Annotated in this window: 15 protein-coding genes and 1 tRNA gene; 5 read left to right on the forward strand and 11 right to left on the reverse strand. The window is 74.4% G+C overall.

Annotation, left to right across the window (positions count from 1 at the left end):
* The first annotated feature begins 144 nt into the window (after positions 1 to 144).
* From topA to ACFSJS_RS05700, 5 genes are all read left to right on the forward strand, one after another.
* A complete protein-coding gene (gene topA / locus ACFSJS_RS05680) occupies positions 145 to 2,988 on the forward strand; it encodes a type I DNA topoisomerase (protein ID WP_380897387.1) in 2,844 nt (947 codons plus the stop codon).
* 204 nt (positions 2,989 to 3,192) lie between these two features.
* On the forward strand, positions 3,193 to 6,501 hold the full coding sequence (gene tmk / locus ACFSJS_RS05685; protein WP_380897389.1) for a dTMP kinase: 3,309 nt from the start codon (positions 3,193 to 3,195) through the stop codon (positions 6,499 to 6,501).
* Between the two features lie 175 nt (positions 6,502 to 6,676).
* Positions 6,677 to 7,885, forward strand: a complete 1,209-nt coding sequence (locus tag ACFSJS_RS05690; RefSeq protein WP_380897391.1) for a DNA polymerase III subunit delta' — start codon at positions 6,677 to 6,679, stop codon at positions 7,883 to 7,885.
* 153 nt (positions 7,886 to 8,038) lie between these two features.
* A complete protein-coding gene (locus ACFSJS_RS05695) occupies positions 8,039 to 9,643 on the forward strand; it encodes an alpha/beta hydrolase (protein ID WP_380897393.1) in 1,605 nt (534 codons plus the stop codon).
* Positions 9,644 to 9,719: 76 nt separating this feature from the next.
* Positions 9,720 to 9,793, forward strand: a tRNA-Thr gene (locus tag ACFSJS_RS05700).
* Positions 9,794 to 9,841: 48 nt separating this feature from the next.
* Here the strand turns inward: ACFSJS_RS05700 and ACFSJS_RS05705 are convergent.
* The 11 genes from ACFSJS_RS05705 to ACFSJS_RS05755 all read right to left on the reverse strand — a co-directional run bounded on the left by ACFSJS_RS05705 (position 9,842) and on the right by ACFSJS_RS05755 (position 20,158).
* A complete protein-coding gene (locus tag ACFSJS_RS05705) occupies positions 9,842 to 11,212 on the reverse strand; it encodes a tyrosine-type recombinase/integrase (protein ID WP_380897395.1) in 1,371 nt (456 codons plus the stop codon).
* Between the two features lie 75 nt (positions 11,213 to 11,287).
* Complete coding sequence (locus ACFSJS_RS05710) at positions 11,288 to 11,488, reverse strand: helix-turn-helix domain-containing protein (RefSeq protein WP_380897397.1); 201 nt, start codon at positions 11,486 to 11,488, stop codon at positions 11,288 to 11,290.
* 152 nt (positions 11,489 to 11,640) lie between these two features.
* Positions 11,641 to 12,891: a DUF3631 domain-containing protein gene (locus tag ACFSJS_RS05715; protein ID WP_380897399.1), complete on the reverse strand. Its 1,251-nt coding sequence runs from the start codon at positions 12,889 to 12,891 to the stop codon at positions 11,641 to 11,643.
* Entirely contained in the window at positions 12,888 to 13,238 is a 351-nt protein-coding gene (locus tag ACFSJS_RS05720) for a hypothetical protein (RefSeq protein WP_380897402.1), read from the reverse strand. Before ACFSJS_RS05720 ends, ACFSJS_RS05715 begins: the two co-directional genes overlap by 4 nt.
* Complete coding sequence (locus ACFSJS_RS05725; RefSeq protein WP_380897404.1) at positions 13,235 to 14,140, reverse strand: bifunctional DNA primase/polymerase; 906 nt, start codon at positions 14,138 to 14,140, stop codon at positions 13,235 to 13,237. The genes ACFSJS_RS05720 and ACFSJS_RS05725 overlap by 4 nt, the downstream gene beginning before the upstream one ends.
* A gap of 90 nt (positions 14,141 to 14,230) precedes the next feature.
* Positions 14,231 to 14,527 (reverse strand): hypothetical protein, encoded by a 297-nt coding sequence (locus tag ACFSJS_RS05730; protein ID WP_380897406.1) that lies wholly within the window; start codon positions 14,525 to 14,527, stop codon positions 14,231 to 14,233.
* A gap of 230 nt (positions 14,528 to 14,757) precedes the next feature.
* Positions 14,758 to 16,866 (reverse strand): hypothetical protein, encoded by a 2,109-nt coding sequence (locus tag ACFSJS_RS05735; protein ID WP_380897604.1) that lies wholly within the window; start codon positions 16,864 to 16,866, stop codon positions 14,758 to 14,760.
* A 2-nt stretch (positions 16,867 to 16,868) separates the two neighbouring features.
* Positions 16,869 to 18,437, reverse strand: coding sequence for a hypothetical protein (locus ACFSJS_RS05740; RefSeq protein ID WP_380897408.1), 1,569 nt, complete (start codon positions 18,435 to 18,437; stop codon positions 16,869 to 16,871).
* Between the two features lie 154 nt (positions 18,438 to 18,591).
* Positions 18,592 to 19,620 (reverse strand): DUF2637 domain-containing protein, encoded by a 1,029-nt coding sequence (locus tag ACFSJS_RS05745; RefSeq protein WP_380897410.1) that lies wholly within the window; start codon positions 19,618 to 19,620, stop codon positions 18,592 to 18,594.
* Positions 19,617 to 19,895, reverse strand: coding sequence for a DUF6303 family protein (locus ACFSJS_RS05750; protein WP_380897412.1), 279 nt, complete (start codon positions 19,893 to 19,895; stop codon positions 19,617 to 19,619). Before ACFSJS_RS05750 ends, ACFSJS_RS05745 begins: the two co-directional genes overlap by 4 nt.
* Positions 19,895 to 20,158 carry a DUF6284 family protein gene (locus ACFSJS_RS05755; protein ID WP_380897413.1) on the reverse strand — a complete coding sequence of 88 codons (264 nt, stop codon included), beginning with the start codon at positions 20,156 to 20,158 and terminating at the stop codon, positions 19,895 to 19,897. Before ACFSJS_RS05755 ends, ACFSJS_RS05750 begins: the two co-directional genes overlap by 1 nt.
* Positions 20,159 to 20,573 lie beyond the last annotated feature (415 nt).

The raw sequence follows: 20,573 nt of genomic DNA on the forward strand, positions 1-20,573 counted from the left end.
TCCGACCGCCGCACGGCCGCACACCCGTACGACCGCCGCACAGTCGTACGGCCACCGAGCGACCGGACGGCACGACCGTACGGCCGCGGCACCAGAGCCGACCCGACAGACCGGGACCACCGACCGGAGAAGAGCGAGAAGAAGTTGTCCCCGACCAGCGAGACCGCACACCGCGGGCGCCGACTCGTGATCGTCGAGTCGCCGGCCAAGGCCAAGACGATCAAGGGCTACCTCGGTCCTGGCTACGTGGTCGAGGCCAGCGTCGGGCACATCCGCGACCTGCCGAACGGTGCCGCCGAGGTCCCGGCCAAGTACAAGGGCGAGCCCTGGGCCCGGCTCGGCGTCGACGTCGACCACGACTTCGAGCCGCTGTACGTCGTCAACAGCGACAAGAAGGACCAGGTCAAGAAGCTCAAGCAGCTCCTGGCGGAGTCCGACGAGCTGTTCCTGGCCACCGACGAGGACCGCGAGGGCGAAGCCATCGCCTGGCACCTGCAGGAGGTGCTCAAGCCCAAGGTCCCGGTCCGCCGGATGGTCTTCAACGAGATCACCAAGGACGCCATCCGGGCCGCCGTCTCCAACACCCGCGAGCTGAACCAGCGCCTGGTCGACGCCCAGGAGACCCGCCGCATCCTCGACCGGCTCTACGGCTACGAGGTCTCGCCGGTGCTGTGGAAGAAGGTCATGCCCCGGCTCTCGGCGGGCCGCGTGCAGTCCGTCGCCACCCGCCTGGTCGTCGAGCGCGAGCGCGAGCGCATCGCGTTCCGCTCCGCCGAGTACTGGGACCTGACCGGCACCTTCGCCGCCGGCGGGGCCGCCGCGGGGGACCCGGCCTCCTTCACCGCCCGGCTGGCCGCGGTCGACGGCCGCCGCGTCGCGCAGGGCCGCGACTTCGGCCCCGACGGGCGGCTGAAGGGCGACGCGGGCGTCCTGCACCTGGACGAGTCCGCCGCCCGCGCGCTGGCCGCGGCCCTGGAGGGGGCCGACTTCGCCGTCCGCTCGGTGGAGTCCAAGCCCTACCGCCGCTCGCCCTACGCGCCCTTCCGCACCACCACCCTCCAGCAGGAGGCGAGCCGCAAGCTCGGTTTCGGTGCGAAGGTGACCATGCAGGTGGCCCAGAAGCTGTACGAGAACGGCTTCATCACCTACATGCGGACCGACTCCACCACCCTGTCCGACACCGCGATCGCCGCCGCCCGCGCCCAGGTCACCCAGCTCTACGGGGCCGACTACCTGCCCGACCGCCCCCGCACCTACGCGAGCAAGGTCAAGAACGCGCAGGAGGCGCACGAGGCGATCCGCCCCTCCGGGGACCGCTTCCGCACCCCGGCCGAGACGGGTCTGACCGGCGACCAGTTCAAGCTCTACGAGCTGATCTGGAAGCGGACGGTGGCCTCCCAGATGAAGGACGCCACCGGCCAGTCCGTCACCGTGAAGGTCGGCGGACGCAGCGCGGACGGCCGGGACGCGGAGTTCAGCGCCACCGGGAAGATCATCGACTTCCACGGCTTCCTCAAGGCGTACGTCGAGGGTGCCGACGACCCCGGTGCCGACCTCGACGACCGCGAGCGCCGGCTGCCCCAGGTCTCCGAGGGCGACCCGCTGGCCGCCACGGGGATGTCGGTGGACGGCCACGCCACCAAGCCCCCGGCCCGCTACACCGAGGCCACCTTGGTCAAGGAGCTGGAGGAGCGCGAGATCGGGCGCCCCTCGACGTACGCGTCGATCATCAGCACCATCCTCGACCGCGGCTACGTCTTCAAGAAGGGCACCGCGCTCGTCCCCTCCTTCCTCTCCTTCGCCGTGGTCGGTCTGCTGGAGAAGCACTTCGGCCGCCTGGTCGACTACGACTTCACCGCCAAGATGGAGGACGACCTCGACCGCATCGCCGCGGGCGAGGCCGACGCCGTGCCGTGGCTGCGCCGCTTCTACTTCGGCACCGACGAGCCGGGCGCCGGCGCGGCCGCCGCGGCCGACGCGGGCAACGGTGACGGCGACCACCTCGGCGGCCTCAAGGAGCTGGTCTCCGACCTCGGCGCGATCGACGCCCGCGGCGTCTCCTCCTTCCCCGTCGGCGAGGGCATCGTGCTGCGGGTGGGCCGCTACGGCCCGTACGTCGAGGAGCAGCCCAAGGCCGAGGGCGAGCCCGGCCGGCGGGCCGACGTGCCCGCCGACCTGCCGCCCGACGAGCTGACGGTGGAGTACGCCCGCGAGCTGCTGGAGCGCCCCAGCGGCGAGGTCGAGCTGGGCACCGACCCGGACACGGGCCGCACCGTCGTCGCCAAGGCGGGCCGCTACGGGCCGTACGTCACCGAGGTGCTGCCCGAGGGCACCCCGAAGACGGGCAAGAACGCCGTCAAACCGCGCACCGCCTCGCTGCTGAAGTCCATGTCGCTGGAGACCGTCACCCTCGACGACGCGCTGAGGCTGCTCTCCCTGCCGCGCGTGGTGGGCACCGACCCCAGGACGGGCGAGGAGATCACCGCCCAGAACGGCCGCTACGGCCCGTACCTGAAGAAGGGCACGGACTCGCGGTCGCTCCAGAGCGAGGAGCAGATCTTCACGATCACCCTGGAGGAGGCGCTGGCGATCTACGCGCAGCCCAAGCAGCGCGGCCGGGCCGCCGCCAAGCCGCCGCTGAAGGAGCTGGGCACCGACCCGACCAGCGAGCGCCCGGTGGTCGTCAAGGACGGCCGCTTCGGCCCGTACGTCACCGACGGCGAGACCAACGCCACGCTGCGCCGCGACGACGACGTGGAGACGATCACGCCGGAGCGCGCCTACGAGCTGCTCGCCGAGAAGCGTGCCAAGGGGCCGGCGAAGAAGACCGCGAAGAAGACGGCGGCCAAGAAGACCGCCGCCAAGAAGACCACCGCGAAGAAGACGGCGGCCAAGAAGACGGCGGCCAAGGCACCCGCGAAGGGGACCGCCGCGAAGAAGACGGCGGCCGCGAAGGCGGCGGACGGCCCCTCCGGTTCCGAGCGGTAGCGGCGGAGCGCCGGGCCCTGCGCACGCCGCGGGGCCCGGCCCGCGCCGTCGGCGCCGCGACACGCCGCACCGCGACACGCCGCACCGCGACACGCCGTACGGCGGTACGCGGTGCCCGTCCCGGCCCGCGTCCGCCCGGAGCACATCCGTCCGTTTGTTCGGCCGTTCCGCCGGTCCAGCGTCCCCGCCCGCTAGGCTGGCGGAATGACGCGTGCAGACCAGCCACCGGTCGTGACCCCCACCTCCGAAGCCCTGGCCGCGGACTCCCGCGAGCGCGCCGTGCGGGCCCTGCTGAGGCATGCACCCCTGCGGCGGCTGTGGAGCGCGCGGCTCGCCGGCGGTACGGGTGACGCCCTCGCGCTGCTCGTCCTGATCCTGCTGGTGCTCCAGGCGGCCGTCGTGGTGCCCGCCGGCGGGGGCGAACCGGTCCTCGGCGGCGGATACCGCGGAGCGGCCCTCGCCGTCACCGCCGTCCTGGCGGTGCGGATGCTGGCCACCCTGCTGTTCGGCGCGGTCCTGCTGGGCCCGCTCTCCTCGCTGACCGCCGACTCCTCCGGCGCCCTCGACCGCCGCTGGACCATGGTCGGGGCGGCCGGCCTGCGGCTGGCCCTGATGATCGTCGCGCCGCTGTGGATCGAGTGGACCCCCGACCAGGCGTTCGCGTTCCTGCTGGTCACCGCCTTCCTCGCTGGAGTCGCCGAGCGTTTCGGGGCCGTGGCCGAGGACAGCGCCGCCCCCCTGCTGCTGCCCGCCCCGCCCCCCGAGGGCGCCGCCGTACGCCCCCTGCCGGACCACCACGACGCGCTGCGCCGCCTGTGGCTGCGGACGGGCTTCGCCGCCGTCCCGCTGGCCGCCGCCGTGCTGGTCGCGGTCACCCTGGTGAGCAACCTGCTGGGCGCCGGCATCGAGTGGTTCACCACCCACCAGGCGGCGCTGGCGTCGTACGCGGCCGCCGGCCTGTTCGCCGCGGCGATCGCCCAGCTGTCCTTCCTGCACCTCCCCGGCGGCGGCACCCCGCGCCCCCGCTCCCCGCTGGAGGGCCTGCGCCGCCCCCGGCTCGGCCGGCCCGAGCGGGCCGACGGCGCCGAGGGCGCGGCGGCCGCGGGGGACAAGGGCGCCCGCAGGCCGGTGGACAAGGGCCGCACCGGCGCCGTCCCGCTCCTCGTCCCGGCCTGCGCCTGCGTCGCCGCCGCGATCGCCGCGGCCGTGGCGGTCGCCCCCCTGCACGCCGCCGACCTGGGCGGCGGCCCGGTCCTCTTCGGCCTGTTCGTCCTGGTGCTGACCGGCGGCACCGCGGCCGGCATCCGCCGCGCCCCCCGCACGCTGCCCGCCCTCTCCCGGCGGCGGCTGCTCGCCCTGTCGATCGCGCTGGCCGGTCTGGCGCTGCTCGCGGCCGGACTGGCCCCGGACACCACCACCGTCCTGCTGCTCCTCCTGCTCGCCGGCCTGGCGTCCGGAACCGCCGCGAACGCCGGCCACGTCCTGCTGGACGAGGAGACCGAGGAGACGCGCCGCGCCCGCATGACCGACCACCTCCACGCGGTGGTGCGGCTGGGCATCGCGCTGGCCGCCCTCGCGGCGCCCGTGCTGGCGGCCCTCATCGGCCCGCACCGCGTCGAGAACGGGGACTTCGTCTTCGCCCACGGCGGTGCCGCCTTCACCCTGATGCTGGTGGGCGCGCTGCTGCTGCCGGTGGCCGCGCTGATCCTGGTCCGCCTCGACGACCGGCAGGGCGTGCCCCTGCGGCGCGACCTGCGCGAGGCGTTCGGCGGCGGCGCCGAGCCGCGCCAGGCCCCGGCGGCGAGCGGTTTCTTCATCGCCCTGGAAGGCGGCGACGGCGCGGGCAAGTCCACCCAGGTCGAGGCGCTGGCCGAGTGGATCCGGGCCAAGGGCCACGAGGTCGTGGTCACCCGCGAGCCGGGCGCCACCCCGATCGGCAAGCGGCTGCGCTCGATCCTGCTGGACGTCTCCTCGGCCGGGCTGTCGCACCGCGCCGAGGCCCTGCTGTACGCGGCCGACCGCGCCGAGCACGTCGACTCGGTGGTGCGCCCGGCCCTGGAGCGCGGCGCCGTCGTCATCTCCGACCGCTACATCGACTCCTCCGTGGCCTACCAGGGCGCCGGCCGAGACCTGTCGCCCACCGAGATCGCCCGCATCTCCCGCTGGGCCACCGACGGGCTCGTACCGCACCTGACGGTGCTGCTGGACGTCTCGCCCGAGACCGCCCGGGAACGCTTCACCGAGGCGCCGGACCGGCTGGAGTCGGAGTCCGCCGAGTTCCACCGGCGGGTCCGCGCCGGCTTCCTGGCCCTGGCCGCCTCCGACCCCACCCGCTACCTGGTGGTCGACGCCGGCCTGGAGCCCGAGGCCGTCACCACCGCCGTGCGGCACCGGCTCGACCGGATGCTGCCGCTCTCCGAGGCGGAGATCGCAGCCCGCGAGGAGGCGCGCAGGAAGGCCGAGGAGGAGGCCCGGCGGCGTGCCGAGGAGGAGGCCGCGCGCAAGGCCGAGGAGGAGCGCCTGGAGCGCGAGCGCCAGGAGAGGCTCGCCCGGCTGCGCGCCGAGGAGGAGGAGCGCCGGCGCCGCGAGGAGGAGGAGGCCCGCCGCCGCGAGGAGCTGCGCCAGGCCGAGGAGGCCCGGCGCCGCGCCGAGGAGGCCCGTCGGCTGGCGGAGGAGGAGCGCGCCCGCCGCGAGGCCGAGGAACGTGCCCGCCGCGAGGAGCAGGAGCGCCTGCGCCGCCTGGCGGCGGAGGAGGCCCGGCTGCGCGCCGAGGCCGAGGAGCGCCGCCTGGAGAAGCAGCGCAAGGCGGAGGAGGCCCTGCTGCGCGCCGAGGCGGCCCGGAAGGCCGCCGAGGCCGGGGCCGCCCGGAGCGAGGAGCAGAGGATCTCGCTGCGCAAGGCCCCGGAGGGCCCCGGCGCCCCGGAGGGACCGGGAGCCCGGGGGAGCGCCGCGGGGACCGGCGGGGGAGCGGACGTCCGGCACCCGCTCCCCGAGGAGTCCGGCGGACGTGCCGCGGGCGCTCCCGCGGACGAGGAGGAGACCAGGGTCCTGCCGCAGGTCTCGCCGGACGCGGAGGACACCGTCACCCTGCCCCAGGTCCAGCCGCCCGTCCCCCCGGTCCCCCCCGTCCCGCCCGCCCCGCCCTCCGCGGCGCCCGGAGCCGCCCCCGAGGACGAGACCGCTGTCCTGCCGCAGGCCCGGCCCGCCGGGCCCGCCCCCGCGGGGGACCGCGGCGCGGGTCCGGCCGGGCGGACGCCGTCGTGGGCGCTCCGGCCGGAGGACCCCGGGACGGCCGCCCCGCCGCCCGGCGAGGAGCGCACGCGCGAGCTGCCGCAGGTCGACGAGCGGGGCCGCCCCCGCCGCCGCCCGGAGTGGGCGGAGGAGACGCCCATGGACGACCTTCCCACCCTCGCGGACGAACTGCTCGGTCCGCACCAGGAGCTCACCGGCGAGTCCGGGGGGTTCGACGAGGACGACGGCGGCCGGCGCGGCCGCCGGGGCCGCCGGGACTGACGCCGGCCGTGGCGCCGGGCGCCCCACGCGGGCGTCCCCGGCGCCGCTCCCCGGACCGTCCGCCGCCGGCCGGTCCGGCCGTGAGGCCCTGTCGGTGGCGTGAGGAACAATGGACGGCGCCGGACGACGGACGGCAACCGGACGCACGGCGCGCGGGAGGAGGGCACCGAGGGCCATGGCCGTATGGGACGACCTGATCGGTCAGGACAGGGTCACGGAGCAGCTCACCGCCGCCGCGCGCGACGCCGACGCCCACGTCGCGTCCGCCGCCTCCGGCGCCGGACCGGAGCTGTCCGGCTCGTCGATGACCCACGCCTGGCTGTTCACCGGCCCGCCCGGCTCCGGCCTGGCGACGGCCGCCCGCGCCTTCGCCGCCGCCCTGCAGTGCACCAGTCCCGACCGGGCACTGGGCGGCGCCCCCGGCTGCGGCTTCTGCGACGGCTGCCACACGGCCATGGTCGGCACCCACGCCGACGTCGAGGTGGTGCGCGCGGCCGGGCTCAGCACCGGCGTCGACGAGACCCGCGACCTGGTCCGCCGCGCCCAGCTCTCCCCGTCCGGCGGCCGCTGGCAGGTCGTCGTCCACGAGACGGCCGACCGGCTCACCGAGCAGGCCGCCAACGCCCTGCTGAAGGCCGTCGAGGAGCCCGCCCCCCGCACGGTGTGGCTGCTGTGCGCGCCCTCCGCCGACGACGTCCTGCCCACGATCCGCTCCCGCTGCCGCCACCTGGTGCTGCGCACGCCCCCGGTGGACGCCGTCGCCGACCTGCTGATCCGGCGCGACGGCGTCGAGCCGGAGCTCGCCCTGGCCGCCGCCCGCGCCACCCAGGGCCACGTCGAACGGGCCCGGCGGCTGGCCACCGACGAGCGGGCCCGCGCCCGCCGCGCCACCGTCCTCGCCCTCCCCACCCGCATCGCGGACGTCGGCGACGCCCTCAAGGCCGCGCAGCAGCTCGTGGAGGCGGCCGGCGAGGACGCCAAGGAGGCCGTCGAGGGGGCGGACGCCAGGGAGACGGAGGAGATGCGCGCCGCCCTGGGCGCCACCGAGGGCGGGCGGCTGCCGCGGGGCACGGCCGGGGTGATGAAGGACCTGGAGAAGCGGCAGAAGAGCCGCGCGACCCGTGCCCAGCGCGACTCCCTGGACCTCGCCCTGACCGACCTCACCTCCTTCTACCGCGACGTGCTGGCCCGGCAGCTCGGCTCCTCCGTCGCGATCGCCAACGAGGACGTGCGCGACGCCGTCGAGCGGATCGCCGCCACCACCCGTCCGGAGCAGACGCTGCGCCGCATGGAGGCCGTACTGGAGTGCCGCGGCGCCATCGAGCGCAACGTGGCGCCGCTGCTGGCCGTGGAGGCGATGACGCTCGCCCTGCGGGCCGGCTGAGCCGCACGCCCGCACGCCGCCCGGTCCCGCGTCCCGGCCCTCCGCCGCCCCGGGCCGGGGCGTCCTCCGGTCGGCCCCGCCGCCGCGGCGGCTCGCGGCACGGCACGGTGGCGCTCCGCTGCACCGGACCACCCTCCGTATACGCTCCCGAGCATGGACACCAGGCGCCTGCTCCGTACCGGTGGCATCGCATTCGCGACGGCCGCGCTGCTGCTGTCGGGCTGCTCCGGCCAGGACGGCTCCGGCCAGGAGAGCAACCCGGACGCCTCCCCGACGTCGCCCCGGTCCTCCGGCAGCCGCGCGGCGGACACCGCCAGGACGCTCGAACCGCTGCCCCGGCAGGTCCCCGCGGAGCTCAGGCCGTACTACGAGCAGAAGCTGGTCTGGAAGGAGTGCGACGTCGCCGGTTTCCAGTGCACCGAGCTGCGCGTGCCGCTGGACTACGGCAAGCCGGAGAAGTCCGAGGACCTCAGGCTCGCCGTGACCCGGAAGAAGGCCACCGGGCCGGGCGGCCGCCTGGGCAGCCTGCACGTCAACCCCGGGGGTCCGGGCGGCTCCGCGGTGGACTACGTCCAGACCGCGGCGGGCGTCGGCTACCCGGTCCCCGTGCGGGCCCGCTACGACATCGTGGGCATGGACCCGCGCGGCGTGGCGGGCAGCGAGCCCGTCGAGTGCCTGACGAACGAGGAGATGGACGCCTACGTCCGCACCGACGTCACCCCCGACGACCAAGGCGAGGTCGAGGAACTGGCCGCCGCGTTCGAGGAGTTCGCCAGGAGCTGCGAGAAGCGCGAGGGCAGACTGCTGGGCCACGTCTCCACCGTCGAGGCGGCCCGCGACCTGGACGTCCTGCGCGAGGCGCTCGGCGACGACAGGCTCACCTACGTCGGCGCCTCCTACGGGACCTTCCTCGGCGCCACCTACGCCGGGCTCTTCCCGCACCGCGTCGGGCGGCTGGTCCTGGACGGCGCGATGGACCCCTCGATCGGCTCGCGGCAGCTCAACCTCGACCAGACCGCCGGCTTCGAGACCGCCTTCAAGGCCTTCCTGAAGGACTGCGCCCGCCGTGAGGACTGCCCGCTGGGCAGCGGCGGCACCGGAGAGGCGGCGCGGCGCCTGGGCGACCTGCTCGAGGAGCTGGACGCCCGGCCGATCGGCACCGGCACCCCGCGCAGGCTGACCGAGTCGCTGGCCACCACCGGTGTGCTCAACGCCATGTACACCGAGTACTACTGGCCCAGGCTGCGCTCGGCGCTCGCCGCCGCCCGGAACGGCGACGGCGCGGAACTGCTGGCGCTGGCCGACGAGTACTACGACCGCGGGGCGGACGGCTCGTACGGCAACATCATGTACGCCAACCCCGCCGTGAACTGCCTCGACCTCCCGGCCCCCTACAAGGGCCCGGACGAGGCGGAGAAGGCCGTCGCCGACTTCCGCGAGGCATCCCCCGTCTTCGGCCGCAACTTCGCCTGGACGGCGCTGAGCTGCACCTACTGGCAGACCCCGCCCACCGGGGAGCCGCGGCGCATCGAGGCGAAGGGCGCCGGCCCGATCCTGGTGATCGGCACCACCCGCGACCCGGCCACCCCCTACCGGTGGGCCGAGGGCCTGGCGGAGCAGCTCTCCTCGGGCACCCTGCTGACGTACGACGGCGACGGCCACACCGCGTACGTGCGCGGCAGCGACTGCGTCGACTCGGCGGTCAACGACTACCTGCTCCGGGTCAGGGTGCCGAAGGACGGGACGCGGTGCTCGTGACCCGTCCCGCAACGCGGTACGAGGCACCCCCGGGCACTGTGTAGACTTGGGCGCGCTGCGGTTCGCCGCACGCACTGCCGCCTTAGCTCAGTCGGCCAGAGCGACGCACTCGTAATGCGTAGGTCAAGGGTTCGATTCCCTTAGGCGGCTCACTCCGGGAAGGGCCCAGGTCACCTCCGTGACCTGGGCCCTTCCGCGTTACCTGATCCTGCGGCGCCGCCGGGCGCGTGCCGCCTTGGTTGGGCTGGTCTCAGTTCTGGTCTCAGTCTGCGGCCAGAGAGCGTCACCCATGCGCCGTACGGCCTCCTGCGTGAGGGGCGTCGTGGCGTGCACGTAACGGCGGGTCACGCTGAGCTGAGAGTGGCCGAGGATCTCCATGATGGTCCGGATGTCCACCCCGAGCTCGTTCAGGATCGTGCCTGCGGTGTGACGGCTGTCGTGCGGCCGGGTGTCGCGGACGCCGGCCTCCTTCAGCAGATCCTTGAACTCCTGCCAGTCGTGCCGCGGGTCGATGGGGCGGCCGTCCGGGCGGGCGAACACCACGTCGTGCTCCTCCCAGAGCCCCCCGGCCGCGGCCCGCGCCTCCTCCTGCCGGGCGCGGTGCTCGACCAGGAGCGGGATCAGCGGCGGCGGGATGGGCACGATGCGGCGGCTCTTCTTGGTCTTGGGACGGGTGAAGACCAGCCCGCCGCCCTGCCGCTGCGGACACGTGCTGGCGTGCTTGGTGCACTTCGGCGGGCAGGGAGCCGGGCAGCCGCGCTTGTAGTGCTTGTGCACGGTACAGCCGGGCGGGCAGGGCTCGAAGCGGTGCAGCCGCTCGCCGCACCGGTGCGGGTCCTCGCAGCCGTGCCGCCACGTGAGCCGCTGGAGCTGCCACCACGTCTTCAGGTGCCCGGCCTCCAGGTCCACGTACGACCAGCGCAGCCCCAGAGCCTCGCCCTGCCGGATGCCCAGCCCTACGCCGATGGCCCAGCGCAGGGCGGTCGGCCGCTGGGCGGCGGCCCGGAGGAAGGCGCGTGCCTCCTCCTGGGTGAAGGGGTTGATCTCTTCCTCTTCCACGGTGGGCGGGTCCACGAGGGTGGCGACGTTGTGGCCGACCAGTTCACGGCGCTGTGCGATCTTCAGCGCGCGGGACAGGATGCGGTGCACCTTCAGCACGTGGGACGGGGCGTGTCCCTCGCGCAGCATGTCCGCGTACATCTGGTCCAGGTGCTCGGGCCGGAGCCGGTCCAGCCGGTGCCGGCCGACGCTCGGCACGATGTCGTTGCGGGTCTTCGACCAGTAGTCGTCCAGCGACCGCGGCTTGAGCTTGTGCACGGCGATCGTGCTCAGGTAGGTGTCCATCCACTGCGCCACAGTCGGGATGCGGCCCGCCTTGGGCGCCCGGCCGGCGTCCCGCAGCTTCTCCAGCTCCCTGACCTTCCGGCGTACCTCGGCCTCGGTCCTCGCCCTGCGATGGCGTCGGTCCGGGCTGCCGTCGCTCTTGACGCCCATCGTGACGCGGCCGTGCCACCACCCGTCACTGCCCAAGTAGATGGACGACTCCATGTTCGGCCTGCGGGGACTCAAGCGTGTTCCTCCCATGCGGAAGCGGGCAGGGGATCGCTCCCCGGCCCGCTTCGGTGTGCTGTGTTCTGCTGCTGGTCAGTTGGACTGCGGCGTCAGGCTCGCCACGTACCGTTCAAGGTCGTCCCGCCGGATGCGACGGCAGCGGCCCAGCTTGATGTACTTCAAGGCGCCGGCGGCCATCAGCTCGTAGACCGTGGAGCGGCCGACGGCCAGCGCCTCGGCGGCCTCCTCGGGCTTGTAGAGGAGCCGGGCGACGGGTGCGGCAGGGGTACTCACCGGTGATGCCTCCTCGTAAGTGCAAGAGCGGGGATGCCGGAGAACCGCGGGCGGTTTCTCCAGGACCGGTTACGTCGGTTACATCGGTTACGCCGCAGGTCAGGGACTCGTGCGGCGTAACCGATGCGCGGGATGTAACCGATACGGAGCGGCTACACGGGCAACCGGTCAGGTGCGTCTGCAACCGCGCCGTATCGGTTACGCGCCTCCGGTCCGGTTACGGTGTCCGCGCTGATCACAGCGGGTGTGGCGGGTGTTGTAACCGGTGTAACCGATGCCTCGGGAGGCGGCGGGCAGTAGCGGTTCCAGGCGTCGGTGAGGTCGTCGCGGTGGTAGCCCTTGGTGGGCTGACCTCCGATGCGCAGGGGGCGCGGCGCGATGGGCTTCCCCTTGGAGGTCATGTACTCCCGGAGCATGCGGGAGAGCCGACGCGGGTTGAGGGGCTGTCCGTCGAGGTCGCCCCAGGGCGACTCCTCCATGGAGTTGAGCAGGTGGAGGATCTCGACGGTGGAGACGGCGACTTCACCGGGGAAGACGTGGTCGCGCAGGTCGGTAAGGAGTTTGACGCCCAGGGAGGCGCGGTCGTCCTCGCTCACGGCGTTGACCAGCTCCACGCACGCGGCTCGGGCCCGCTCGGGCCACGTTCCCCCGGCGGCGTCCGCGATGGCGAGCAGCGGTTCCCACACGTCGGCCGGCCGGTCGGTGATCCCCTCCGGCATCTCGGGAAACACCCCGTCGACTCGGGACCGCACCTCTTTCGCCCAGACGGCGAGCCGATCGCGCAGCGCGTTCCCCTGCGGCTCGTGGATGCGGTGGCGGTACGGCTCGACCTTCTCCGTCCGTGCCCTGCGGCGCATCCGGATGACGACGGAGCGGGCCATGATGGTGTCGGGAAGATGCCCCAGCCCGGCCATGGCCACCGCGCAGTAGGAGGGGAAGGCCACCACGCTCTGCGTGCCGCCGTCCCCGATGCACCGGTAGGAGACGCCGGACCGGCGGTGCCCGGCGTTGATCAGGCCGCGCAGGTCCTCGTTGTCCTTGGCCTTGGGGCCGAAGACGGTGTCGATCTCATCGAACAGCACCACGGGCCTGCCCTTCTCGTCGGCGACCGCGCGGAAGAGGGCGGCGGGGCTGGCGTTCACCGCGTGCATCGGCTGCGGAACGAGGGTGCTGATCACCTCCAGCGCGCGGGTCTTTCCGCTGCCCGGTTCGGGGGAAAGGAAGGCGAGCCGGGGGGTGGAGTCGAAGGCGTCCAGCAGGTGCGCGTGGGCGTCCCACAGGGCCACCGCGACGTAGACGGCCTCGGTGGGGAAGGCGTTGAAGCGCCGGTGGAAGCGCTCGACGGCGTCCAGCAGCTCGGCTCCGTCGATGGCGGGCGCGCTGGTGGGCTGGGTGTCGGTCATGCGGCGGGCCTGCTTTCGGTGCGGTGGCGCAGGGGGCAGTTCTCGCGGTGGGCGGTGTGGGCGTCGATCAGGGCGAGGACCTGGCGGTGGCCGACAGCGCTGCGGTCGTGGCCGCACGCGCACCACGAGTAGGCAGTGGGCACGGCACCGCGGCCGGGTGCGGTGAGGTGCAGCCACGCCACGATGCGACGGCCGTCGCCACGGCGCGGGCCAGGACCAGAGCGGACGCCCTGACGGGCGGCGTCCTTCGGCTCGCCTCCGGGCTGCCGGGGCGCGGGCGGTGTGGCGGCGGCCGGCTGGTCGGGGGTGGGGAGGCTCTTCAGGCGGGCAGCAGCAGGGTGGCTCATGCGGTCCTCCGCTGCGGGTTGTGCGCGATGGACCAGTTCAGCCCGGAGCGCACGGTGGCGCGGCACTCGGCCGGCGATAGACCGGCCGCCTGCCCCGCTTCCTGAAGAGCCTCCTCCACCACATGCCGGGGGAGGTCGCCGGATGCGATGAAGCGTCCCAGGGCGCGGGCGGCGCGCAGCAGCGCGGCGTTGCGCCCGCCCTCGGCCGCCGTGGCGACGGCCGTCTTCTCGTTGCGCAGCGCCGCCTCGGCGTACCGGGTGGCCCAGGTCGTGGCCGCCACCGGCGCCACGGCCGGTGTGGTCCGGGGTGCGGGGCGCAGGGCGTCCCGCAGCCAGGTCGGCAGCGGCGCAACCGGGCGGTCGTCCTCGATCTCGTAGGGGCGGTCGTCGACGGCGGAGCCGGGGGCGACGACGTAGCCGCCCCACGCCCGGGTGTCGATCTTCGCCGCGAGCCTGCCCTTGGTGCTGGGCAGCCGCACCCCGGTCGGGGCGGTGAAATACAGATGCCGACCACCGCTCGCGGTCCGCACCATGAGCGTGTGGGGGACGGGCTGCCCGGCGCGCTCGCAGAGCGCCTTGAAGGAAGTCACGCCGTCAGGCGTTCCGTCCGGCTCCTCGGGCTTGGGCCGGTCGAGGTCGACCACGACCAGCCCGGACGGGCCGGTGGCCACCCCGATGCCGTACGGGCGCTGCGCCCACGCCTGCCGGATGCGGGCCTGGTCGATGGTGGCGCGCTGCTCGGGCTTCAAGTGTCCGTGCGCACACCGGCCGGTGCGCGGGCAGCGGGCCTCGGCGTGCCCGGCGGGAACCTTGCTGCCGGGGCGAAGGGGGAAGACGTGCCAGCCGCGCGCGGCGGCGGCCAGGGCGGCGGACAGCAGCGCGGAGCGTGCGTCATGGGTCATGCTGGAGACCTCCTGAGGTCTGTTGAGGACTGGGAGTGCCGGAGCGGGCCGCGCGATCTTTGGCGAGACGTGGGCGGCCCGCTCCGGGCCTCACTTGCCCTTGGGGCGGGCGAGTTGGAGGAAGGTGCCGATGCCGACCGGGCCCGCCAGGGTGCCCAGCAGGGCGGCGGTGCGGACGGCGAACTCGAACAGCGCCAGGGCGGCGGCGGCCAGGCCGATGAACCCGAACGCGACGGCCAACCCGACGGCGAGCGGCACCGCGTAGGTGGTGGCCCGGCGCCGCGGGGGCGGGGTGTGGACGATGACGACGGTGCGGTCGTCTAAGCGGTGGTAGAGGTCGGCGGGCAGGTGCGGGGCGAGGTGCCCCGGCGGCGTACGGTCGGTCATTTCGGCTCCCTTAATGAGCTGCGGGTCCGCATCACGTGGTGGTGCGGACCCGCTCGGGGTGGGTGTGTGTTTGTCGTCTCTCCTGTCGCGCGCCGTTGCTTGTCGTCTTCCTTGTCGTGTGGCTTGTCGCTTGTCCTGTCGCTTGTCGCCTTGCAGGTCACAAGCCGTTTTGCGGGCCTCCAGACCTGCGGAGCGGCCTGTGTTTTGGCGAGGTGACAAGCGACAAGTGATCAGCCCTCGGGCGGCTGCTCGGAGGCGTGGTGATGGTGGACGTAGCGGGCTTTGGTGCCGATGCCGACGCGTACGGCGGTGCCGTCCTCGGTCCAGCTCTTGAGCCAGCCGACGACGGTCTGTCGGGTGGTGCCGTGCTCGTCGGCCAGTGCGCGGGCGATGGCGGAGGCTCCGGTGCCCTTGGGGCCGGCAGCGAGCAGCAGCGCCAGTGCCGCTTCGCGGGCCGGGTTGTCCCCAGCCTTGAGGGCGGAGAGGTTCAGCCCGCCCGGTGCGGGCGGCTGCGGCTCGTCCGGTTCGGCCGCGCCTGTTTCGGGGGCGGTGGCGAACTGGGCGTCGATCTGCTCCCGGAAGCGCCGGGCGAGTTCCTCCTCGTCCGGTTCCGCGGTGGGCAGCTGCTCGCTGCGGAGCGCGGAGAGGTTCAGCCTGCTCGGCTGGTCGGCTTGCTGCCCGTGGCTGGTGGCGGCGGGAGTGCTGGGCTGGTCGCGCATCCAGGCGGTGCGGTCCGCATCCCAGCGCCGGGCGTAGGCGTCTCCGGCCGCTGTGGCGGATGGGGCGTCGAGGGTGGGGTGGCGGTCGGCGGTGGCGGCGGTGATGTCGCGGATCTGGTTGGGCAGGATCCGCCAGGACTTGAACAGTGCGGCCGGGGATTCGGGGGTGCCCAGGAATCCGGCGCCCTTGTAGGGGGCCTGGTCCACTCGCAGGCCGCGGGAGCCGGGGAACTGCTTGGCCAGGTCCATGCCCTCGGTCTCTCCGCCGGTGAGCGCGACGCGGACCTTGGCCTCCCGGCGGATCATCAGGTTGCCCAGCACCGCGCCGGTGGCGCCGAGCGCGGTCAGCACGGTGCGGATGCCCATGGCGCGGGCGATGCGGATCACTTCCAGGATCTTGGCCGCGAGCGTGCGCGAGGTGCGGTCGGTGGCGGCCAGGATCTCCGCACCTTCGTCGATCACGATGATGATCTGTGGGATGCGGTCGCTGATGGGCAGCAGGTCGGTGTTCGCCTGGGCCATCAGGTCCTGGTAGACGGTCTTGCGGTGCTTGGCGACTCGCACCGCCGTGTCCAGCATCAGGGCTGCTTCCTCGGGGGAGGCGGCCAGCCAGTCCACCCCGGGCCGCATCCCGTCGGCCGGTCGCCCGTCGTTGTCGAGGGTGGGGCGGACCCAGGGCAGGCCGGCCGATCCGGCGTTGAGGTCGATGACCCAGGTGAGCACGTCGGTGGCGCGGGCGAACCCGGCCAGGATGGTGTGGACCATGTTGGTCTTGCCCGACCCGGTGGGGCCGACGACCAGTGCGCACTGCTCGCGCAGGTAGACGCGGATCTCGTCCGCGTTGGTCCGCAACCCCCACGGAATGCCGGTCAGGACCGACAGCGGCCCGTAGTCGGTGGGGTAGGTGACCTCCTTCGCGAGCACGTTGACGGTGGTGACGTCGACCAGGACGCGGCCCTGGTCGATGCCGGGGGAGGCGGTTGCGGTGCAGCCGTGCGGCAGCCGGGCGTCCGCCGACAGCTTGGGGGCCTCCCGCGCGATGCGGTCGTAGGTGGCCCCGCCGGGTGGCAGGTCGGCGTCTAGGGTGAAGCCGGTGCCGGTGGGCCACATCTCCACCGCCCGCACCCGCACGGTGATGCCGCAGACCCGCTGGACCCGGTCGACCCATTCGGCGGCGATGGCCCGGCGTTCGGCGGACAGGTCGGCGGCGACCTGGCGTTCGGCGGCGGCGATGGCCTCCAGCTCTCGGGCCTCCTCGTGCAGCAGGGTGGCGCGGGCGGCGGCGCCGATGCCGACCCCGAGGGTGGCCAGCGAGCCCAGCGCCGTCCAGGACAGTGGAGTGGTGGCCATGGCCCAGGTGGTCCACCCTGCGCCGAGAAGCCAGGAGGCGGCCCGCATGCCGATGGTGCGGGCCGACAGGCGGTCGCGGAGGCTGGTGACGGTGTGGCCGATGGCTCCGGCCGCGCCGATGGCGAGCGCCCAGCCGGGCGGCATGCCGGCGGCGGTGCCGGTGGTGGCGACGGCGAGGCATCCGGTGGTGGCGGACAGGGCGCCGGTCACGGGTCCGTGACCGGCCGCCCAGTCCCACACCGGCCCCGTGGAGGCGGTGTTGGTGGCCATGGTCAGACGTTCCATCCCTTCTCGGCCTGGGGCCCGTTGCGCGGGTCCTCATGCCGGGCGATGTCCTGGGCGTGGACCTGGCGGAACAGCGGTCCCATGTCCTCGGCCACGGTGACGGCCGACATCAGCGCGCCGAACATGTCGTTGAAGCCGTCCGCCACCTCCTTCTCCAGCGGAAACTCGCCATCGGCGCGCTCGGCCAGGACCCGCATCACGTTCGCCACGCTCGTCAGCGCGGCCGGGAGCCCTTCGACCATGGCGAGGATCTCCATCGCGTTCTCGGGCTCGTAGCTCTGCGCCGCTGCCTCCATCTCGGCCGCGGCCTCCTCGAACCGGAAACCGGACATGCTCTCTCCCTCACTGGTTGTCGTGTCGGGTGCGGCAGGGACGGTGCCGGCCGGGCGCTCGGCGGTGTCCCCGACCTGCTCGCTGTCGTCCGCCTCCGCCGCGGTCTCCTCCGCCTGCTGCTGTTCGCGGATCGCCGCATCGCGGGCGGCGCGCTGCTCGGCGGCGGTGCGCGTCAGGCGGGCGTACAAGCGGCGGCCCGGGTACATCAGCCACGCCCAGCCCAGGTGGCGGCCGAGCGGGGTGGTGACCAGCCCAATCAGTCCGAGCGCTCCCGCCAGGAGCACTGCCAGCAGTCGACGGCCCTGGAACCGGGCCGCCGATCGCCACAGCGCCTTCCGGGCCCGCTGCCGGGCGGCGGCCGTGCGCACCGCCTCCCGCTGCCCGTCCAGGTGCCGGGCCGCCGCGCGGTCCCGCGCCGCACGGGCCCGGTCCACCGCCTTCCGGCGGGCGGCACTCGTTGCGCCCAGCGCCTTGGCCGCGGTCCGCCCGACCGGTCCCTTACCGGCCAGGGAGGTGGTGCGGGCCCGGTGCTTCGCAGCGCGGCGGGCATCGGCCACCGCGCGGCGCGCCCCGGTCGTCTCCGCCCGCCGCGAGGCCCGCGTCGGGGCCGCCGCGTGGGCCGCCTCCCGCACTGCCCGCGCCTGGGCCATCCGCCCACCGGCCCGGCCCGGCCGGGTGCCAGCACTGGCGGATACCGTGCGGGCCCTGGACAGCGATCCGGCCCGGCCCGAACCGGCAGCCCGGTGGGCGGCCTTGCCGCGGACACCGGCCGTGCCTGCCGTACCGGCCCCGCGCCCCGCGCCGTTCCTCTTGCTCAGGCTGGTCGGCCGCTTCTGCAGCGGCACCCGGCCGGTCCCGCCCCTGCGGGCACCGCGCACCCCCGGTGCCGCTCCGTTCCCAGTACGGACGGTGCCGGGGCGGGCGGCCCGCGCCGTACCGCGCTGGCCGCGCCGGGTACGCGCGGCGGCGGCCGTGCCGACGACGACCGCGCCCGTGGCGGCAACGGCCAGCGCCGCCGGTCCGCCGACCAGTGCGGCGGCCCCGAGCAGGGTGGCGGTGGTGTTCGTGCCGGTCACCGCGAGCGGCACGACCGGCCAACCGCCGGGCGTGTGGTCCACCTCGGCGGCCGGCGCGGGCGCCGACTGCTCGGGTACCTGCTGCGGCGGCGGTGCGTCCGGCGGGGCCTCGGGGCCCGCTACCGGCGTGAGAGTGGTGTCGGTCATGCTGAGTGCGCTCCTTTGCAGGGAGTTGCGGGCCCGGCCGAAGCTGTGGAAGGTGGACGGCCGGGCCCGCGCGATAGGGCAGGTGAAAACGGGCCGCTAAGGTCACGCATGCGCGAGTGGTGGAGGCGCTGTAGCGGGCGCTGGTGCAGCCGTATCAGGCCCTACCGGCCAGCGCGGTGCCGTTGATCGGCCGCGTGCCGCCGGCCGGGGTGGGCTGGTCGCGCAGTTCCTGGTAGCGGGCGGAGACCCAGCCGATCGACCAGCCGCACAGTTCGGCCGCGGCCCGCACCGGCAGCCCTTCGATGAACGCGGCGTGCACGATCCGGCGGGCCCGCTCCTCGGGCAGCTTCTCGTTCACGGGCCCACCGGCCAGCAGTGCGGCGCGTTCACGGCGCTCCCGCTCGGCTCGCTCGGCCTGCTCCCGGCGGGCGGCGGCTTCCCGCTCACGACGCTCGGCTTCACGGCGCTCGGCCGCCTCCCGCTCGCGGCGTTCACGCTCCCGCTGAGCCTGTTCACGCTCGCGCTGCACGCGCTCACGAGCCTCCCGCTCCGCCCGCTCGCGGGCCTCGGCCCGCTCCCGCTCCTCCCGCCGGGCCCGCTCCTCCCGCTCGGCCTGCTCGCGGGCGAGACGGGCCTCGTGTTCACGCTGTTCACGGGCGAGCATGGCGGCGTGCTCGCGCTCCTCCCGGGCCCGCCGCTCGGCCGCTTCCTCGCGCTCCCGGGCCGCCTGCTCGGCCCGCTCCCGTTCGGCGCGCTGCCGGACCTCCTGCGCTTCCTGGGCGGCGGCGATGGCGCGACGGTAGGCCAGCCCGGTCTCGGCGGTGACGATCAGCAGCAGCGGCGCCACCGCGTGCACCGCCACGCCCACCAGGTCTTTCTTCAACGCGGAGTCGGCCACGTTCAGCGCCAGGGTCATGGCGCCGGTCATCCACCGCAGCACCACCGGCCACCGCCCGCCGTGCCCGCCCAGGCGGGCCAGCACGGCGTCCAGACGGACCACGATGACGACCGCGGCGTCCACCACCAGCGGCAGGATCGGCGCGGTCCACCCCCACCCGGGCGGAGTGTGCTGGGCCATCAGCGGGGTGACGGTGAGGATGGAGTAGAGCATCGCTCCGGCCACGATCAGCCACGTCCCCACCGACAGGGCGCGCTCGGCTGAACGGATCTGAACGATGTTCATCCGGCCACCTCCCGCACCCTGGTCGCGGCGATCAGCAGCACCGGCGAGGCAGGGTCATCGTGGACTTCGCTGTCCTCCACCCACGTCCATTCGGCATCGTCGGTGAGCGTGTAGCCCAGCGCGTTCAAGGCGCGTGAACGCTCCGCCCGGGTGGGCACCGTGGTCCGGGTACCGAAGTCGTGGTCGGGCCAGGGCTCCCCGGTGTTGAGCAGGGCGACGTACAGGTGCCACCGGCCGCCGCGGGTGGCCAACTGCGCGGTGAACGTGCCGGCCATCAGGCCACCTCCGGCGAACCGGCGATGCCCTGGTTGGTCAGCGCCCGGCGGGCGGCCAGCACCCGGCGGCGGGCCCGGCGCAGGCGGCGGGCGTCCAGCTCGGACGGCACCCGGTCCAGCACTGTGATCTGCGCGTCCAGCAGCTCGACCTCGGCCGCGATGAGCGGCATCTCGGCGTCGATCGCGTCCAGTTCGGCGGCCGGCGGCTCCCCGTCGGCCAGGTCAGCAGCAGCCACCGTCCGGAGTGTCATGCTGTGCTTCATGGGTCGTGGATCCCTTCACAGAGAGACGGCCCAGCAGAGCGGCCCCGGTGTTGCACCACCGGGGCCGCGGCCGTAGAGCAGGAATATCCGGCTCCCCACGCCCCGCCCGTACAGCGCCGCGCAGTGCGCGGAACCGGACGGGCGGAGGAGGCAACCGGCCGCAGCGTCAACCGCTGCGGTGCCAGGTAGAGGGAGGACCGGGCTACCGCACAGACACCGCCGGCCGGTCCGTCACGGCGGTGCCCATCGAGGTCGTCGGAACATCAGAGCTCCTGTCGGTCGCAGGGAAAGGGACGTGCTGCAAGGGGGACCGTGTCCCCACCCTCCGGCCGTTGCTCGCGGTCACCGGGCCACCTCGCCAGTCGGGCCGAAGCCCTGTCCTCTGGCCTTGTCGGGCGGTCTTGCAGCGTGTCCG

The sequence above is a fragment of the Streptomyces desertarenae genome, assembly GCF_042681365.1.
GTDB classification, from domain to species: domain Bacteria; phylum Actinomycetota; class Actinomycetes; order Streptomycetales; family Streptomycetaceae; genus Streptomyces; species Streptomyces desertarenae.

What these genes read in the sequence shown, in the direction of transcription:
- tmk (WP_380897389.1), top strand. Translation starts at nt 3,193, where the DNA reads ATGACGCGTGCAGACCAGCCACCGGTCGTGACCCCCACCTCCGAAGCC.
- ACFSJS_RS05690 (WP_380897391.1), top strand. Translation starts at nt 6,677, where the DNA reads ATGGCCGTATGGGACGACCTGATCGGTCAGGACAGGGTCACGGAGCAG.
- ACFSJS_RS05695 (WP_380897393.1), top strand. Translation starts at nt 8,039, where the DNA reads ATGGACACCAGGCGCCTGCTCCGTACCGGTGGCATCGCATTCGCGACG.
- ACFSJS_RS05715 (WP_380897399.1), bottom strand. Translation starts at nt 12,891, where the DNA reads ATGACCGACACCCAGCCCACCAGCGCGCCCGCCATCGACGGAGCCGAG.
- ACFSJS_RS05720 (WP_380897402.1), bottom strand. Translation starts at nt 13,238, where the DNA reads ATGAGCCACCCTGCTGCTGCCCGCCTGAAGAGCCTCCCCACCCCCGAC.
- ACFSJS_RS05725 (WP_380897404.1), bottom strand. Translation starts at nt 14,140, where the DNA reads ATGACCCATGACGCACGCTCCGCGCTGCTGTCCGCCGCCCTGGCCGCC.
- ACFSJS_RS05730 (WP_380897406.1), bottom strand. Translation starts at nt 14,527, where the DNA reads ATGACCGACCGTACGCCGCCGGGGCACCTCGCCCCGCACCTGCCCGCC.
- ACFSJS_RS05735 (WP_380897604.1), bottom strand. Translation starts at nt 16,866, where the DNA reads ATGGCCACCAACACCGCCTCCACGGGGCCGGTGTGGGACTGGGCGGCC.
- ACFSJS_RS05740 (WP_380897408.1), bottom strand. Translation starts at nt 18,437, where the DNA reads ATGACCGACACCACTCTCACGCCGGTAGCGGGCCCCGAGGCCCCGCCG.
- ACFSJS_RS05745 (WP_380897410.1), bottom strand. Translation starts at nt 19,620, where the DNA reads ATGAACATCGTTCAGATCCGTTCAGCCGAGCGCGCCCTGTCGGTGGGG.
- ACFSJS_RS05750 (WP_380897412.1), bottom strand. Translation starts at nt 19,895, where the DNA reads ATGGCCGGCACGTTCACCGCGCAGTTGGCCACCCGCGGCGGCCGGTGG.
- ACFSJS_RS05755 (WP_380897413.1), bottom strand. Translation starts at nt 20,158, where the DNA reads ATGAAGCACAGCATGACACTCCGGACGGTGGCTGCTGCTGACCTGGCC.